Below are 17,043 nucleotides of genomic sequence, written 5' to 3' on the forward strand. Positions count from 1 at the left end.
AGACGAGCTCCGTGTAAATGCGAGCGCGACACACTTTGCGTCGGGCTGCGAACGAGCTGCAACTCGCCTGCCGTCATGCCGTATATATGTCACACTTCCTTCTTGCGAACCCGAGACAAAGCCGCAACATGGCAACTACAAGAAAGGGTAGTTGTATGGGTCGCACGCGACTGACACGATCGACAACAAATGGTCTGATGCACTTCGCTTGACCAGTTGAGACGCGCTGTTCGTCTGAAATGATGAACAGCTGCTCGTAACGACCGCGCGGAGTTGCTATTGGATTTCTGCGGCTTAGTGGCGCTCCAATGCTCCATGACCAACAGACCCGCACTTCAGTGCAGCAAGACGCTACAGACGCGAGGAAAAGCAACGCATGATCGTGCAAACCGTGACAGGACCAATCCCGGCGGAGCGCCTGGGTCGCACACTGATGCACGAACACTTGTTCATCGCCTTTCCCGGAGCATCTTATGATCCCCGAGCGAAAGTTGATCGCACGACCTTTATCAAAGATGCAGTCCAACGGTTGTCAACATTACGCCTCGAGTATGGTGTTCATACCTTCGTGGACCCCTGTCCAATTGAACTTGGCCGCGACGCCACATTGATAAAGGAAATCTCCGAACAATCGGGGATGCAGATCGTCTGCACCACTGGATTTTACTACGAGGAGATGGGGCTTCCGAGCTACTGGCGCGCACGCAGCGTTGATGAAATTGCTGAGCTTTACATCAGCGAGATCACTAAAGGGATCGGCGACACTGGCGTGAAGGCAGGTGCGATCAAGGTTTCTACCGGCGCGCCAAGCATCACAGCACAAGAGGCCAAATTCGTCTCTGCCGCCTGCATTGCACACAGGGCGACGGGTGCTCCAATCATTACCCACACGACACGGGGACGTGCTGGCCCGGAACAACAAAAGCTATTCGCCGACGCCGGGATTGCCCTTCATCACTGTCTCATCGGCCACAGCTGCTGCAATCCGGATCCAGCTTACCACCGGCGTATCGTCGATGCTGGCTCCTACATTGGGTTCGATCAAATCGGGATGTTCTACCATTTAAGTGACGAGACGCGCGCGGATAATTTGGCCAAGCTCGTGCACGACGGCTTTGTTGCGCAAATCATCATGAGCATGGACCGGTTCTGCGCCAGACTCGGGAAATTCAGTTTCCACGCCACCCCCGAGTATACAGCTAAGATCGAATACCTGAAGTCGAAAGGCCTCTATCAAGCGCACACTTATATGTTCACCGATTTCATTCCCATGATACGGTCGCGCGGTGTCAGCCAGGAGGACATAGATTCCATTCTGGAAGATAATCCTCGAAGGTTCTTTGCCGGCGACCAGGCGACAGTGTAGCAATGGAACGGAGCTGGCGGCATTTTCTCTGCGCGTCACCTTGCGTCTAGCCGAGCGGCATATATCCTACGCTCGCGACGTCCCACGAGAACAGGCCTTGAAATCGCGTGTTGTTTCTGGCTTTGATCGCTGGCATCGCCGCTAAGACATCATTCAATAATCTGTTGCCGATCATTTTTCCGAACAAGTACGAGAGCCGCTGAGGCGGGTAACATGTCCTTCGTTCGCACTAAGATGAAGACTATACGCGGCCGCAAACTACGATCATTCGATGCGCTCTGTTCCGGCAACATTTGACAGCGCAGCTAGCGGGAATGATTTTGCTGATGGCCAGCCAATCACGCAAGGCCGCGCACGCACCCCTTTCACGACCAAGATATTTAGACAGGCCTCGGTCGATCAGCGAGCTACAGCGGCCTCCGAAGTTGTGTCGTGGCCATAGAACTTCGTCCGACCACGCTTCCAACCACGGCCTAGCTCTGTCTCCATAGATATCGGAACTGCCGGCATCTTCGCCTCGACGAAGTGAAACCTATACTCACCCAGCCGGGGACACCTCGCTAAAGAGAGCCGCCGCGGAACGTCTTGCAGAACTGAAGCTGCTCATCATTTCGACGACTGGTCCTTCGACGCACTACCACATACGGCGGTTGACGCCCCATGCATCTGTCGGGCACAGGACAAGCGACCTTTAAGGCTGTAACGCCGACGCAACATCTAGACGCCACCCTGCAGAATGGACGTACCAGCATTCGCAAGGACGTTGTTAGGGAATCTGGTGCAAAGCCGGAGCAGGCGACGAGTTTGGATATCGGCTCATTCACAACGGAAACCTCAGACGCAAACCAATGAACTCTACGGAAGATGAATATGTGGTCAGATCAGGTGGCTGTCGTCACAGGCGGTTCCAGAGGTATAGGGCGAGCAATCGCGCTCTTACTGGCCAAGCGCGGAGCTGCCGTTTGTCTGACGTATAGAGGGCGTGCCGAGGCAGCCGGACAAGTTGCGGCGGAGATTACGGCTGCTGGCGGTCGTGCTTTGGTCTTGGGCGTGGATGTGGCGGATATTACATCCGTTCGAGCAATGATCGCGCAGGCAGAGACGCAGCTTGGTCCTATAACGATCCTCGTTAACAACGCCGGAATCCTGTATCAGGCGACGCTCGACACGTTCGACTACAATAAGTTTGAGTATATGCGTCGGGTTAATGCAGACGGGCTCATTCATACAACACGTGCCGTAGTGACAAGCATGCGCGCGCGCGGCTATGGGCGGATAGTCAACATCACCTCCATCGCCGCGATCGGCTCTACACTGCCCGGTAACGCATTCTACGCAGCCAGCAAAGCGGAGGCGATGATTTTAACCCGACGGTTCGCAATGGAGTTGGGTGGCGATGGGATCACCGTGAACGCAGTCGCGCCCGGCTTTATCCGCACCGACATGACGCAAGGGCGACTTAGCAGCACGGAATGGGAGATACTCGAGAAGAGTGTTCGAAAGCAGACCATCATGGCCCGGATTGGGGAGCCAGAGGACATTGCGAATGCCGTTATGTTCTTGGTATCCCCGGACGCGGGCTGGTTGACGGCCCAAACGCTAGTGGTAGATGGCGGGAGAATGGATTATCTCGCCTCTACTTGACATGCTGGACTTGGGGTTCATCCGGACCCTTTCGTCAGCGAGTGCGCATGATCATCGTCGAGTTCATCGCGGGCCGTACGTTGATCATTTGCTATCAGGAGGAAGGCCCTTCCTTCAGGCATGAACCTACTTGTACCAATCAGCCAATATACCCAGGTCAACTACTAACGTGAGTATTTGATGTTAAGCGGACATTTGTGCCAACAATTGGCAGATCAGGCAGAGTGCATCGGCAAGTTCCGAAGCTAACATCGAAACTCTTTTGGAGCCCCATCGGATCGCGAGCCGTTCTAGGCCAAGAGGCCGCCAGGCTACATGAGAAAGAGGATGTTCGAGATGTGTGAAACCTTCAACGTTGGCCTGCCAGACGCTTTTCGCTCGACGGCCGCCTACCAGCTCAGCGTTGCAAGCTCGATCTGTCTGAGCACCGATTCATTCATCCGAGGTTGACGAGACACATGGTCGGAACCGGTCATTTTCACTGCTCGCCACGGCAACTTGCAAAGGACCTGTACCGTATTGGCGAAATACCACCATTGGGCCACGTACCAACGCGCATGTATGCATGGGTCATACGTAAGGAGCGCCATGGAGATCCCGATAGTGCGATGCAGGTCGAGGTAGTTGACACCCCCTCGATCGGTCCAGAGGAGGCGCTCATCATGATTATGGCCACGGGGATTGGTTACAATTCAATCTGGGCCTCTCTTGGCAAACCAGTCTCCCCATTAGACGTCCACCGCCACTCCTACCACATCTGTGGAGGGGAAGCCGCCGGGATTATCTGGGCGGTCGGCGATCGAGTGAAGCAATGGAAGGTGGGTGACGAGGTGGCTCTTCGTTCCCACCAGGACGACGGCGACGACCTCCAGTGTAATGGCGGCGATCCCATGTTGTCGCCTTCACAGAGGATTTGGGGCTACGAAACGCCCAACGGGTCCTTCGCGCAATTCGCAAGCGTTCAATCGCGGCAGATACTACCCCGACCAAAGCATCTAAGCTGGGCGGAGAGCGCTTGCTATACGGGCACGCTTGCGCCTGCGTACAGGATGTTATTTGGTCATCCACCGCATGAGGTTCGTCCCGGTGACAACGTTCTGGTCTGGGGTGCAGCCGGCGGACTTGGTTCAATGGCAGTCCAGCTTGTCACGATCAGCGGAGCGAACGCGATAGGCGTCCTATCAGACGACTCCAAAACTGAGTTTGTGATGTCATTGGGAGCAAAGGGTGTAATCAATCGCAAGGAGTTCGGGTGCCGGGGCCGGCTTCCTGAAATGGATGAGCCCGGTTATCGCGACTACATGCACGAGGTGCGCCGCTTCGGTAAAGCCATTTGGCAGATTACAGGGTACGGCGTCGATGTAGACATCGTCTTCGAGCACCCAGGAGAGACGACGTTTCCAGTTAGCTGCTATGTCGCAAAGCGAGGCGGAATGGTCGTTTTCTGTGGGGGAACATCAGGATACAACTTAACGATGGATGCGCGCTTTATTTGGATGCGACAAAAGCGGATCCAAGGCAGCCATTTTGCAAAGCCGTATCAAGTGTGGAAAGCAAACCGCCTTGTTGTGGAGGGGCGCATTAAGCCTTGCATATCCGAGGTATTCGATTGGGAGGAACTTCCGCGCGCGCATATGAAGATGTGGAGAAACGAGCACAAGCCTGGGAATATGGCGGTTCTTGTCCAAGCAAGTGCTGAAAACCCCGCAGAACGCCACTAACGGTTTGGAGCTCGCAAGAGCCACCCCGCACGCGGATGACGATCAGACACTCCGTCCGAGAGAGCGGCGTTGCGAACGCCATTCTAAATTACTCTACAAGATCCCTGATACAGAATCATTTTCGTTCTCAGGAAACGTGCACGATGTAACTTTCTTGGCGGCCGCAGCTATCACCGCGATCAGAGCATCAGAGATAACAACCCGAGCTCAGTTCCTTGGGAGCAGAGACTGGAACTCAACCTTTTTGGAAGCCGGAAAAGCGGTACGCTTATTCGTAGCAGCACGATCTTAGCGGTTGCTACGATCTGGGCCTCTTTATGCCGAGAGACACATTTCGAGCTCGCGCCCTCCCGAATGCTTCCTGACCCGCCGCAGATGGCCGCCATTCGCTTTGAGCGGCGGCTCCGAGATACTTCATCAACGAACGGAGCTGAGACTCCCATTTAGCTTCGGCGCTACGACAGCCCGCAGCAGCAGCTAGTGAGCGGGAAATAGCAAGCTCGGTCCACGAAAAGAGGTCCGCGCGATGGGACGCTGAGCGATCTCACTTCGCGCCTCAGCACGCCGACTATCGTACAATAGGCCGAGAAAAGGATCTGCGTGTTATCATCTCAAGAGGACTGTATGAGGCGGCCGCCATGCTCCCCATAGAATCTGCCCCCGTTCTTTGCCATCTCCTGCAAAAGCCTTGGCGGGGCAAACCGAGAGCCGTATTTGTCCTCGAATCTTTGACACAGCCCAATAAACTTTTTCGTTCCTATAAGATCGATGTAAGATAGCACGCCGCCGGTGAACGGCGCAAAGCCAAAGCCCAGGATCGAGCCGAGATCTGCCTCACACGGGTCTGTGACAACCTGCTCCTCCATGGTGCGCGCGGCTTCTACGGACTGCACCACCAAAAAGCGCCGCTTCATCTCGTTGACGTCGATAGTGTCGGGGGCGAGATGCTTCGTCTGCAATTCCGCCAGCCCCGGCCATAGGCTCTTGCCGCCCCTTCCTCTTTCCCGATAATCGTAGAATCCCTTGCTGTTCTTGCGGCCAAACCGGCCTCGGTTTTCTACGAGCTCGACCATCAATTTCTTGTCCGCCTGATCGATGGCGGTCGGGCCGAGATCATCTTCAGCCGCCTTCATAATCTTCAAGCGCAGGTCCAGAGCCGTTTCGTCGGATAACGAAAGCGGTCCGACTGGCATTCCCGCTAATTTTGCGCAGTTCTCAATCATCGCCGCCGGGACGCCCTCCAAGAACATCTGGACGCCTTCGCAAATGTAACGGGACACGCAGCGGTTGGCGAAGAAACCGCGAGAATCGTTTACCACAATCGGTGTCTTCCCGAGCTGCCGCACATAGTCGAACGCCGTAGCGACCGCGATATCATTGCTCTTTCTGCCCACGATAATCTCGACGAGCATCATTTTATCGACTGGGGAAAAGAAATGAATGCCGAGAAACCTTTCCTTGTCCTCGAATTCTTCGGCGAGCGAATTGATTGGCAGCGTCGAAGTATTAGACGCGACGATTGCACTCTGAGACAGGAAGAGCTGCACTTTGGCGTAAACCTGATACTTGGCGTCGCGCTCCTCGAATACCGATTCGATGACGAGGTCGCAGTCCTTTATCGCTGCATAGTCGACGGTCGCAGTCATCCGGGATAGCGTCGCATCGCGATCGCCTTCCGTAGCGCGCCCCTTCCGGATCAGATCGTCCAAGATCGACTTGGCATTCGCCTTCGCCCTGTTGGCGCTCTCCTGGGATCTATTGATGAGAACCACGTCAATACCCGCTCGCGCAGAGACGTAACCGACGGTCGCACCGACAAAGCCAGCACCAATTACGGCGAGTCTCTTCACCTTTCTTGATGCCATGTTGTTCGGACGATGCTTGCCTTTATTCAACTCCTGCTTTGATAGGAATAAGCTTCGGATCGACGCCTCCACTTGTTTAGAGTGCAGAATGCGCACGAAGTGGCGCGACTCCATGCGCAGCGCCGCGTCAATCGGTAGCTGCAGACCTTCGTAGAGACAGCTCATAACCGAACGCGCCGCGGGATAATTGTCATACGTATCTCGACGGTAGAAGGCGTTGCAGACCGGAAATGTCGTCATGCCAGCCTTGGAGAAAACGGAACCACCAGGTGGCGTAAATCCCTTCTCGTCCCAAGGGGCGATCGCCTTTCCGCCCTTCTTGATCCAACTCTTCGCAGTCTTGATCAGATCGGGCCGCGGCACGATGGAGTGGATCAGCTTGAGCTCATTGGCGCGCTCAACGTTGATCGTCTCCCCCTTGAGCAAAATCGGGACCGCATCTTGAAGAGAAACGATACGTGGAACGCGCTGAGTGCCGCCCGCCCCCGGAAAGAGGCCGTTCTTGATCTCTGGCAAGCCCAGTCGAACGCTTGGGTCGCTCGCGGCGACACGGTGGTGGCAGCACAACGTCAGCTCGAATGCGGCGCCGAGCACATCTCCCTTGATGGCGGCTGCCCACGGCTTGCCTGATGTTTCTATGGACCGAAACAGGAGCGAGTAGCGGCGGCACCAGTCAAAAAGGAGCTGTTTAGCTGCTATCTCGCCTTTAGAGTTAACCCATTGGGCGAAAGTGCTTCTTAGACCTTCGAGCATAGACAGGTCTGCGCCAGCGGCTGGAGCCTCACTACCTAACTTCAGCACAACACCCCTCACAGAGGTATCTGCAGACGTTTGCTTCACAATCTGCTCGAGCTCTGCCGTCGTCGTCTCATCCAGAATGTTCTCCAGATGTCTTTGCGCTGTCCAGGAAACCTGCACGACGCCGTCACGGTCTGTGTCAATCTTGAAATTCTTATACGCCATGCTTGTGTCCTCCCATGCCGGCTGCTTTGGGCTACGGTCATTCTTCAGTCGCGAGCGCCACCTCAGCATTCCTGGCGCCAGATCCCTCCACTAAACTCGTTCGATGATTGTCGCTGTCCCCATGCCGCCGCCGACGCACAACGTCACCAAAGCGGTCGTCTTGTTGGCGCGCTCGAGCTCGTCGAGTGCAGTACCTAGGATCATCGCGCCGGTGGCGCCCAGGGGATGGCCAAGCGCGATCGCTCCACCATTGACGTTGATTTTGCCAGGATCGATTTCGAAGGCCTGCATGTAGCGGAGTACGACCGAGGCGAAGGCTTCATTGATTTCGAATAAGTCAATATCAGACTTCTTCATTCCGGAACGATCAAACAGTTTTTGGGAGACATCGATCGGGCCCGTCAACATGATAGCTGGCTCCGAACCGATATTGGCGAACGCGCGAATCTTGGCTCGCGCCTTTAGCCCAAATTTCTCTCCAGCTTCCTTGCTGCCGACTAGCACGGCGCCCGCGCCATCTACGATGCCAGACGAGTTGCCGCCGTGATGGACATAGTCGATGCACTCGATCTCCGGGTGGGATTGGATCGCCACGGCCTCAAAGCCCCCCTTTTGTGCCACTTCAACGAAGGCTGGTTTTAGCTGTGCCAGCGACCGCATCGTGGTATTTGGACGCAAATGCTCGTCTTTGGCCAGGATCGTGAGGCCGTTCAAGTCGGTCACTGGTACAACTGATTTTTTGAACAATCCTTGGTCCCACGCATTGGCCGCGCGCCGCTGGCTCTGCACCGCATAATCATCGACGAGTTCCCTAGAGAAACCGTACTTCGTTGCGATCAAATCGGCGGCGATGCCCTGCGGCATGAAATAGGTTGGCACCGCAATTGAAGGATCCATGGCCACAGCGCCGCCGGACGAGCCCATGCCGACCCGGCTCATGGATTCGGCGCCGCCACCAATCACCAGGTCGTGCTGTCCGCTCATGATTTGAGCCGCGGCAAAATTGACGGCATCAAGCCCAGAAGCGCAGAATCGATTGATTTGTACCCCGGGTACGGCCTCGCCAAGGCCTGCCTTTAACGCGGCGAACCGAGCGATGTCCGAACCAGCCTCACCGACCGGATCGACCACTCCGAGGATGACATCGTCAATCGCACCTTCTATCAGATTGTTGCGCTCTTTCAGGGCTTCGAGCGGCACCGTCGCGAGCCGCAGCGCTGTCACTTCGTGCAGGCCACCGTCGGGCTTGCCGCGGCCACGGGGGGTTCGAACGTGATCGTAGACATATGCGTCAGCCAAAACGACTCTCCTAAAGGCGGTGTCCGTTCGTGACCCCATAGCTTATGAAAGTCTGCGGTGCTCCAGACCGCCGCTAGCTGGAGCCATGAGCGCTGACCGTTTCTGGCCTTTGAATGCACTCTCATTCACTTTCGCCACGTCTTAAGAGCAATGTCCGTGCCACAAGGCGCTACAGCCGACTCGAAAGTCGCCGCGTTCAAAATACTGCCGGATTGCGCATGGAGGGCGATGCAGAAGTGGCGACGATGTCTTAGAGAGGACAGCAACCGGTCTGGTTGTCAGAAGCCGCACCACGCACACAGCGTTCAAACAAAGGTGTTAGTAACGGATGCGTTAAAAATTGCACTTGGCGGGCGAAAGGAGAACGAGCGGGCTACGTGCTGGCGGCGAATACGTAGACCCTGACACCGAAGTGAATAGCCAGCATGCGCACGAACCGGGATCCAGCGCGTCGCGGCCATACATTAGCTGACGTCAGAACAACGCCGCATTCAAAGCATTTCCGTTCAGACGCCATGTCCCATGCACCTCTGAGATCGGTCCGCTGGACAACTCTCACTGAGATGCCTGACATCAGGTCTAGTCTGAAACATCCTGAAAATATGACATTGAAAGGAATGCCGACGCCTGCTGGTCATCCCTCTGCTTTTGGTGAACGTAGAACGTGCCGACTTCTGGTTGCGCGGTCGCAACTCAGTGCGATTTTTCAAGCTTCAGTGCTTCCGCCAGCGACTCCTCGAATATCTGCAGGCCTTCATGTAGAGTTTCAAGATCGATCGTAAGTGCGGGCAAGAATTTGACGACCTGATCATCGGGGCCGCAACGCTCTACAATAAGTCCCTTCTCAAAGGCCTTGCGCGCCGTAGTCGCAGCGATCTGGGGCGTTGGGCAGTCAAGCCCTAGCGCCATGCCTCGGCCGAGAACGGCAAAATTATTTCCATGTCGCGATGCAATGGCCTCGAGTCGGCGCCGCATCAGTTCTCCCATTCTTTGAACGCCGTCCGAGAACGTCGTTGTCCGCCAATATATGTCTATGGCGGCGGTTGCAGAAACGAGCGCTAGATTGTTGCCTCGGAAGGTACCCGTGTGTTCTCCTGGTCGCCAAACATCAAAACCTTCTTTTATCAACAACATCGACAGTGGCAGACCATATCCACTCAAGGATTTTGACAGGACCACAATATCTGGCGACAGGTCTGCAAACTCAAAACTGAAGAACTCACCCGTCCGGCCGCACCCCATTTGGACATCGTCAACGATGAACAGGGCGCCAACGTCCCTCGCTATGCCTTGGATTGATTGCAGCCATTCCTTGCTTGCAGCTTTTAGACCGCCTTCGCCTTGCACCGTTTCCACGAGTATCGCAGCTGGCCTATCGATACCACTGCTTTCATCCGTCAACAGGCTTCGAAGGAAACTCGCCGTATCTACAGACGGCCCAAAATAGCCATCGTAAGGCATGAACGTTGCACCTGATAAGGAAGCGTTATTAGCCGCGCGGTAAAAGCGATTACCAGTTGCGGCAGCGGCCCCTAAACTCATGCCATGAAAACCACGCGTGAATGAAATGACGTTTTGTCGTCCCGTGACTTTGCGGGAAAGCTTCAACGCTGCTTCAATAGCACTAGCCCCAGTTGGTCCGGTAAACTGGAATCGGTATTGCAGATTGCGTTCACGCAGTATAACCGAGCTAAACGTCTCCATGAACTGCAGCTTTGCGGGAGTGGCCATATCGAGCCCATGGACCACTGCGTCCGAAGCCAAATATCCGTCGATAGCGGCTCTGATTCCATGGTTGTTATGACCGTAGTTCAGGGCTCCAGCACCTGAAAGAAAGTCGATGAATTTTCGGCCATCGTTGGTCAACATAAACGACCCACGCGCCCGACTGAAGAGGGCAGGAAACGAACGGGAGTAGCATCGAACGTTCGACTCGTATGTTTCGAGTTTTTCCAAACCGCCTATGGTGCGTGGCTTGGTCGCTATTCCGCCCATCTTCACCTCCGCAGGGAATTGCTTGCTGATAGGACGTGCTCCGGATCGTTGGCGGGAACACACAACGGCTGAGTTCTACCTGAGAGCGGCGAAAAAGAACCTACCTGCAGTGGCAGTATCCTGTCGGGCGCTTACTGACCTACGTGCATTCCTCTCACTTTAGTTTCTGGCCTAAGCGTGTCCCGAGCCCCGGGGTACTTAAAGCTGAGCTGAAACGGTATATTGCAGGGCATCCCTAGCTCTAACCGCTGACTGAAAGCGTGTCATTGCTTGGCAGGCCATGCTAGGTTCTTTGCATATAAGAGACACCTCTATCCAGGATAGATCGAGGCGGGGATGGGTGATTTTGCACCAACAGTGCTGGCGCTCATGTCGATTTTTTCAGTGGTGATTGTGTTGCGGGCGCAACCAACGAAGAGCCGTCTTTGAGCTGCTGCCGGTTTGATGGACACCGAGACTAGGTGTTTCATGAAGCCGGAGGTGGGCGATGAGAGACGGAAGTTCAGTCGCGAGTTCAAGATCGAGGCGGTGAAGCTGGTTAGGGAGCGTGGGGTCTCGGTGGCGCAGGCCGGGCGCGAGCTGGATGTCCATGAGAACGTTCTGCGCAAATGGGTGAAAGAGTTCGGCTCCAATCCGGTGCAGGCCTTTCCCGGCCACGGGCAGATGAGGCCGGAGCAGCAGGAGGTTGCGCCGTGAGGTCGCCAAGTTAAAAGCCGAGCGGGATATCCTAAAAAAGGCCGCAGCCTTCTTCGCGAAGGAAGCGACATGAGGTTCGTCTTCATCGCGAAGCACCGGGCGATCTGACCAGGTGGCATGGCTATGCGATGCTCTGGGGGGTGTCGCGGTCGGGCTTTCATGCCTGGCTGAATCGCTCGCCCAGTGCTAGATCTCGCAGCGACGAAGAGCTCGGCGGCAAGGTGAAGGCAACTTCATGGCGAGCGACCGCACCTATGGTGCGCGCCGGGTTTGGCGTGATCTGCTTGCCGATGGGGCGGACTGTGGCCTCCACCAAATCGAACGGCTGATGCGCCTGCAAGGCTTGCGGGCGCGGCCGGGACGCCGGCGCTGGCAAGGACAGCGGCGATCGACAGCTCGAGACCGTGACGGCGAACCTCCTTGACCGGCAGTTCATTGCCGAGCGGCCGAACCAGAAGTGGATCGCCGACTTACGTATCTCTGGAGGGCCGAGGGCTGTCTCTACGTCGCAGCAGTGATCGACCTGTTCTCACGCCGGGTGGTGGGTTGGTCGATGAAGGGCGCCATGACAGCTCAATTGGTAACCGATGCCTGCTGATGGCCGTCTGGCGCGTGGCAAGCCGGACGCCCTGTTGCACCACTCCGACCGGGGTAGTCATACGATCGCTGGTCTGGCACAATATAGAGCTCGGTGATGGGCGTAGGTTTCCCGCCCCAAAAATGCTGCGGTTTCCGACATCATGAGAACGCCGACATGGCGGCCACCGGTGAACGCCAGTGGGCCACACTCGCTCGTTCATGGCGAGGAGTTCATCGGCAAGCTGGGTATCAGGTTCCGGCCTGTACCTCCCCACCCCCAAGTAACAACTATCTGGGTCACCGTTGCGGCGTCACCGACTGACACTTCTCGCGTGGTCACCATGTGTGGTCCTCCTCAAAGGCCAAGTGACGCAGCAGCCGATTCAATCGGCCGTATCGGGCCGGACGGTGAGCAACATTCGTGCGGGATGCGGATTAGGCTGCAATGTTGAAGTTGGCATGACGCCTCGGTTCACGTCGGCCAGAGCGAGTAACGTCTGCGCGTCATTTCCTGGCAGACTGAAAGCCACGGCTAAGAACCAATAATAATCAGCGAACAAGCACGAGCAATCGTTGATCGCGGCAGAGGCCGACAGCGTCAAATCGCCACGGTGTCGAGCTCTCATCGGCACCATGCGTACGATTAGCCCTGGCGCGTATGACGGAGGCATGTGCACGACCTGCGCATGGTGCCGTCACGCTGTTGCAGGGCCATTTCTTGGATAATCTCATCTGGCGAGCGCGGCTTGCGAGAAGATTGTCATCGCCGGCACGTGGACGCATGCAGATGTGTGAATTCACTGACATCGAGCTGGATGGCCGCGACGTCATGCGCGAACTAAATCAATTGTAACCCTCAAGTGTTTTTGATGACCGCTGTGTTGGATACGCACTTTCTTTGGTCACATAAAACGGATACGGACATCTGCGTCGATTGGGCGTCAGCTGCGCACTCATAAGACACGTTGAATCGCCGGGAAAGACATGCAAGTCAAAGAACAACTCGACATAGCCGTTGGTGAATTGATGTGGAACATCGTCGAGCTGCACACGCGGTTGGAAGAGATCCACAAGAGCTGGGCTCAGCTTCTCGGCATCACGGAACCGCAGTGGTTGATCCTGATCGCCATGAATGAACTCGACGATGGTCGAGGGATCTCCAGCACGGCGATCGCCAATAATTCGCGAATTCACCCAGCCTGGGTCGCCACCCAGACAAAGCAGCTCGAAAAGCTGGGATTTTTGACACGCGAAACCCCTTTGGATGAGGCAGGATCCTTGCGTGTCACCCTCACCGAGGGCGCCCGGGCAAAACTCCGGAAACTGTCGGCCAAGAGACAGGCCCTCAGCTCCACGATGCTTGATGGGTTCGATGAGGAGGCAGTCCGCCACCTGAACAAGCGGCTCAATCTGCTTGCCAAGAATAGCCGGCTGGCGTCGCAAAAGCTTAGTATTGGCATACTATAGGGGCAGGGAACGCCGTGCCTTGTTGAATACAAGGCACGGGCGCGCCCAGCATCAAGCTTCCGCCGTCGCAGCTGCAGCCGTCCGGAACATGATCAAGGACAGCGCGTGCTAAGGCGTGGCGCTCTACCTGCAACTTCAGTGTGGATTGGCTGATAGCACCAAGCTGTTCCACTGCCGCTATTGCCGAAAAGAGCGATCAGACCGCCACACTCATCAAAGCCTTTGCTCCAACCAGCCGAAGATTCGATCGTCGCAGATCACGAAATTCTCGACCTCACCCGCGTCAGTCATGTTGCTGGGCGAAATAACCAATTGCAGATCAATTCTTGCGGCCGCGCAGGCATTTTGTAGCTCGATCGCCTCGGATGCGCTGACGATACCTCGCCCGCAGGCCACCACGAGAACGGGGCACTTAAACCGTCGGAGCAAACGCAAGCGACGTGCTGCCATGCCCCCGTCGTTCGGCTTATTTGGAACTCCGGCAACCCATTCGACGGCAGCCATCGTCCGAGCCCAATTCCAGAGGCCACCGTCGCAGACGGCGGCGGCAACGCGGCTATCAGACGCTGCGAGATCGGTCGCCAAGGCTGCCGCCATTCCATCGCCATACACACCGATGCGCTTGGTGTCGACGTCATCGCGCGTGGATAAGTAGTCCAGGCAGCAAGATAGTATTTCGTTGGATTGGCCCCTTCGATTGTCGGAAACATCATCGTATGTGACCGCAAGAACCGACATTCCTCGATGAGCTGCGGCGGGTAGCAGCCTTCCCAGCAATGTTGTCGACGTCTCGTCTTCGGCGCTTATGCAAATGATGGCCGGGGCTCTCGAACAACCGTCGGAAGGCAAGTAGTGGGCCTCAACTGCAGACTGATCGTAGCACTCGATTTGTACACGCTCGATCCGCTGCTTCAACGACCCGAACGTCTCAATTGCGCTCTCAATTTTAGCTGAGACATCCTCGCCCTGTACAGCTCGGTCTCTGGCAAGCCGCTTGGCTATCTCAAAGGCTGTTAGCGCGCATAGCCATGCCCTCGCCGCCTCGTCAACTTTCCCCTCCCTTCCCTTTGCATTGCCCAACATGCCATGGGCATCCCCAATCTCAATCCACCTGCTGAACCACTCCGTACCACCAGCGGCGCGGCTGGCATCCAAATTCTCCAAGAACGCGGCGGCGCTGTGCCGCGTCGATGCAAGATCGTCCCTCAGGCGAGGCCATGTAGCGCGGTCCATCCCAATCGCCCCTGATGCGGATTCTCCCTAGATGGCCTGGTTGAGCTTGCCAGCTAAGTACCACGTGTTGTGCGGGATACTATCCGGTGGCGGAGGCGATACGCTCTCGTGTGAGGCCTCCTGATGCTTAAATCCGGCGGGCAATCTGGAGAACGCGCCGCTTTTGTGCATTACGCGTGCGACGCGCGGGTGGCGAGCGAGGTGGAGGCTGCGCATAGGGCCGCTGGCCCGACCCGGCGTGCGCCAACGGCGCATCGCCTTAATGGAAAATGGCACCCGGAGAGCGTGAGATAGCGACCGGAAGGGCACGCGGGTCCGTGTGAAGTGACGAGACCGGTTCAATAGCGGCCCCCGAGAACAGGGCAGTAATCGCGATCGCCGAGAGGTGAGCCCCCCTTTTCCGAGCGCCCCGGCGAAGAACTTCTCAAGTTCTTGCGCTATGGGATCGAAGCCGTACGGCGGCCGAGACGCTGCCCGGCTCGGTTCATATGTGGACGGCCCCCGACTTGCAAGAATTGGCTCGGGCAGCATGCTTGGATCGCTTGCGCTCATATGTCCGGCCTGTTTTCGGTCTTGCGACCACCGGCCAAGATGGGCTTCGCAGACGGTGAGATCCAAACACGAGAGCGGCATTTTTCTGCCGGTAAGCCGAGCGGAGCATTTCACTGACCGGCTTGCGCCGAACGTACCACCTCATCCTATCTTGCAGGTCCGCCCTCAGCGTCAAACCTGCCGGTCTGGTGCCAAGCTCTGCATTTCGCTCAAGTCTATCTCGAAATCGGCATTACGCTGCTTGCAGCCCGATACCGCTCACCGCTAACCATCAGTTTCCACGCGATCCGCGCCAGACCGTCGACTTCAAGGAATTGCTCAGGATGGAGCCGGACAGCGGCACGTCAACAGCGGCCTCTTCGACTTCCCGACGTGCGAACCGAAGGCGGAGTTCAAGCGCGTCCATCCCAAAGCGATGCTGGTGATCTTCACGAGAAAGGTGAGTGGCGACCTTACGCGGGGATTTGCGGATTTCAGCATGGCGTTATTGAGTTGGCCGCGCCAACTGAGCCCTCCGGTTGCGCCTTTTCGGAACCAGTCCTGAGAGCGATTCGCCTCTTTCTTCAACTGTTTACAATTTAGCACCTCCGACACTTTCACCGGGCATTACAATGCTGTGCTTAACTCATCGGTTCGCACCCGTAATGATTGCAGACCAGTGATGCTTTGGGAATTATCGCGCCGCTGAGGAGATCATAATGGCGGGCGAGCCAACAATCGTGATGGGGGCCTTGAATATCGCGGCGGATCCCCACCCGACGGGCATTTATAAAGGCTTGTTTGAGGCTGCCGCAGATGTACCGATACGGCTGTGGGGCAGCGACTGGGCAAAGATTACGAGGCCGATAGACAGAGAAACTGAGCCGCTTAGCTTCTACGGCCGCATCTTGGTTTGGACGGAAATTGACCGCGAAGGCAAATGGCTCAATCAAGCTGAAGATCGCGAGGCGACAGCGAAGGAGAAGCACGAAATACGAATCCCAGAGACCCTGGATCCGAATTTTCGATCCTTCAACTTCGTTTTCCTGGAGAATAGGCATCTCCTCGTGCTGGAATATCAAAACGAGCTCGGCGAACATTTTGGTGCGACGCGAGCGCAGCGCTTCTTCGAGCGTCTGCTGAACCGGAACGCAGCCAGCAGAGACGAGACACAAGGCGAGGATGATCACGACGGTGATCCAGACGAAGCCGGCGAGGATAGGCCCATTGTCGAAGTCACGATTGTACCCGCCGTGGAAGCGCTAGAGAAGATTTTTCGCATTCCGAAACTACGCAGGCTCGAGATCACCGTTCTCCGCCCAAACCCGGACAGCTTAGAAGAACACGAAGAGCGGATCCTCAGCAAGCTACTCAATCAAGGGGCAAAGGAACAGACGATCGTGTTGAAGAAACGAGCTGGTATTCAAAAACTAGAGCCCGACGATGACACGAAAATTCTCGCTGAAGTGGCGACCAACAACGGTCATGTCTCGGGTGAAGGCAAGAATGACGATGGCAAAGCTATCTTCGAATCCACCAAGGATCATCCGAAGGTGGTTACAGCCGAAGTGTTGGGCACATCATCTATCGGCACTTTCTTCTCGAAACTCGGACTTTTTTAAGCCCTGGATCGCGCAATCGCGCACGATTCGCGGTTATTGGGCTGTCTACGGTGGGTTTAAAG

At 56.2% G+C, this 17,043-nt stretch carries 9 protein-coding genes and 1 pseudogene; 6 read left to right on the forward strand and 4 right to left on the reverse strand.

Features of this window, described 5'->3' with window-relative positions; all coding sequences use genetic code 11:
- Positions 1 to 376 precede the first annotated feature (376 nt).
- From AC24YW_RS28875 to ccrA, 3 genes are all read left to right on the forward strand, one after another.
- Positions 377 to 1,366 (forward strand): phosphotriesterase family protein, encoded by a 990-nt coding sequence (locus AC24YW_RS28875; protein ID WP_487485888.1) that lies wholly within the window; start codon positions 377 to 379, stop codon positions 1,364 to 1,366.
- Positions 1,367 to 2,236: 870 nt separating this feature from the next.
- Entirely contained in the window at positions 2,237 to 3,010 is a 774-nt protein-coding gene (locus AC24YW_RS28880) for an SDR family NAD(P)-dependent oxidoreductase (protein ID WP_487485889.1), read from the forward strand.
- Between the two features lie 458 nt (positions 3,011 to 3,468).
- Positions 3,469 to 4,731: a crotonyl-CoA carboxylase/reductase gene (gene ccrA, locus AC24YW_RS28885; RefSeq protein WP_487485890.1), complete on the forward strand. Its 1,263-nt coding sequence runs from the start codon at positions 3,469 to 3,471 to the stop codon at positions 4,729 to 4,731.
- 611 nt (positions 4,732 to 5,342) lie between these two features.
- Here ccrA and AC24YW_RS28890 read toward each other — a convergent pair.
- From AC24YW_RS28890 to ectB, 3 genes are all read right to left on the reverse strand, one after another.
- The gene (locus tag AC24YW_RS28890; protein ID WP_487485891.1) at positions 5,343 to 7,559 is read right to left on the reverse strand and encodes a 3-hydroxyacyl-CoA dehydrogenase NAD-binding domain-containing protein; all 2,217 of its coding nucleotides are present in this window, start codon (positions 7,557 to 7,559) and stop codon (positions 5,343 to 5,345) included.
- A gap of 90 nt (positions 7,560 to 7,649) precedes the next feature.
- Positions 7,650 to 8,858, reverse strand: a complete 1,209-nt coding sequence (locus AC24YW_RS28895; protein ID WP_487485892.1) for an acetyl-CoA C-acetyltransferase — start codon at positions 8,856 to 8,858, stop codon at positions 7,650 to 7,652.
- A 693-nt stretch (positions 8,859 to 9,551) separates the two neighbouring features.
- On the reverse strand, positions 9,552 to 10,853 hold the full coding sequence (ectB, locus tag AC24YW_RS28900; protein WP_487485893.1) for a diaminobutyrate--2-oxoglutarate transaminase: 1,302 nt from the start codon (positions 10,851 to 10,853) through the stop codon (positions 9,552 to 9,554).
- 468 nt (positions 10,854 to 11,321) lie between these two features.
- Here ectB and AC24YW_RS28905 point away from each other — a divergent pair.
- Both AC24YW_RS28905 and AC24YW_RS28910 read left to right on the forward strand, forming a co-directional pair.
- A pseudogene (locus AC24YW_RS28905) lies at positions 11,322 to 12,205 on the forward strand (IS3 family transposase); the annotation flags it as partial.
- A gap of 907 nt (positions 12,206 to 13,112) precedes the next feature.
- On the forward strand, positions 13,113 to 13,595 hold the full coding sequence (locus AC24YW_RS28910; protein ID WP_487485894.1) for a MarR family transcriptional regulator: 483 nt from the start codon (positions 13,113 to 13,115) through the stop codon (positions 13,593 to 13,595).
- Between the two features lie 213 nt (positions 13,596 to 13,808).
- Here AC24YW_RS28910 and AC24YW_RS28915 read toward each other — a convergent pair whose 3' ends face one another.
- On the reverse strand, positions 13,809 to 14,828 hold the full coding sequence (locus AC24YW_RS28915) for an alpha/beta hydrolase family protein (RefSeq protein ID WP_487485895.1): 1,020 nt from the start codon (positions 14,826 to 14,828) through the stop codon (positions 13,809 to 13,811).
- 1,250 nt (positions 14,829 to 16,078) lie between these two features.
- On the opposite strand from AC24YW_RS28915, the gene AC24YW_RS28920 reads away from it, so the two are divergent.
- Positions 16,079 to 16,981 (forward strand): DUF4747 family protein, encoded by a 903-nt coding sequence (locus AC24YW_RS28920; protein WP_487485896.1) that lies wholly within the window; start codon positions 16,079 to 16,081, stop codon positions 16,979 to 16,981.
- Positions 16,982 to 17,043: the final 62 nt, after the last annotated feature.

This window comes from Bradyrhizobium sp. USDA3516 (assembly GCF_057651995.1).

Excerpts from the sequence above, each read along its gene's own strand:
- AC24YW_RS28890 (WP_487485891.1), bottom strand. The coding sequence starts at position 7,559 with ATGGCGTATAAGAATTTCAAGATTGACACAGACCGTGACGGCGTCGTG.
- AC24YW_RS28880 (WP_487485889.1), top strand. The coding sequence starts at position 2,237 with ATGTGGTCAGATCAGGTGGCTGTCGTCACAGGCGGTTCCAGAGGTATA.
- AC24YW_RS28920 (WP_487485896.1), top strand. The coding sequence starts at position 16,079 with ATGGCGGGCGAGCCAACAATCGTGATGGGGGCCTTGAATATCGCGGCG.
- ccrA (WP_487485890.1), top strand. The coding sequence starts at position 3,469 with ATGGTCGGAACCGGTCATTTTCACTGCTCGCCACGGCAACTTGCAAAG.
- ectB (WP_487485893.1), bottom strand. The coding sequence starts at position 10,853 with ATGGGCGGAATAGCGACCAAGCCACGCACCATAGGCGGTTTGGAAAAA.
- AC24YW_RS28875 (WP_487485888.1), top strand. The coding sequence starts at position 377 with ATGATCGTGCAAACCGTGACAGGACCAATCCCGGCGGAGCGCCTGGGT.
- AC24YW_RS28915 (WP_487485895.1), bottom strand. The coding sequence starts at position 14,828 with ATGGACCGCGCTACATGGCCTCGCCTGAGGGACGATCTTGCATCGACG.
- AC24YW_RS28910 (WP_487485894.1), top strand. The coding sequence starts at position 13,113 with ATGCAAGTCAAAGAACAACTCGACATAGCCGTTGGTGAATTGATGTGG.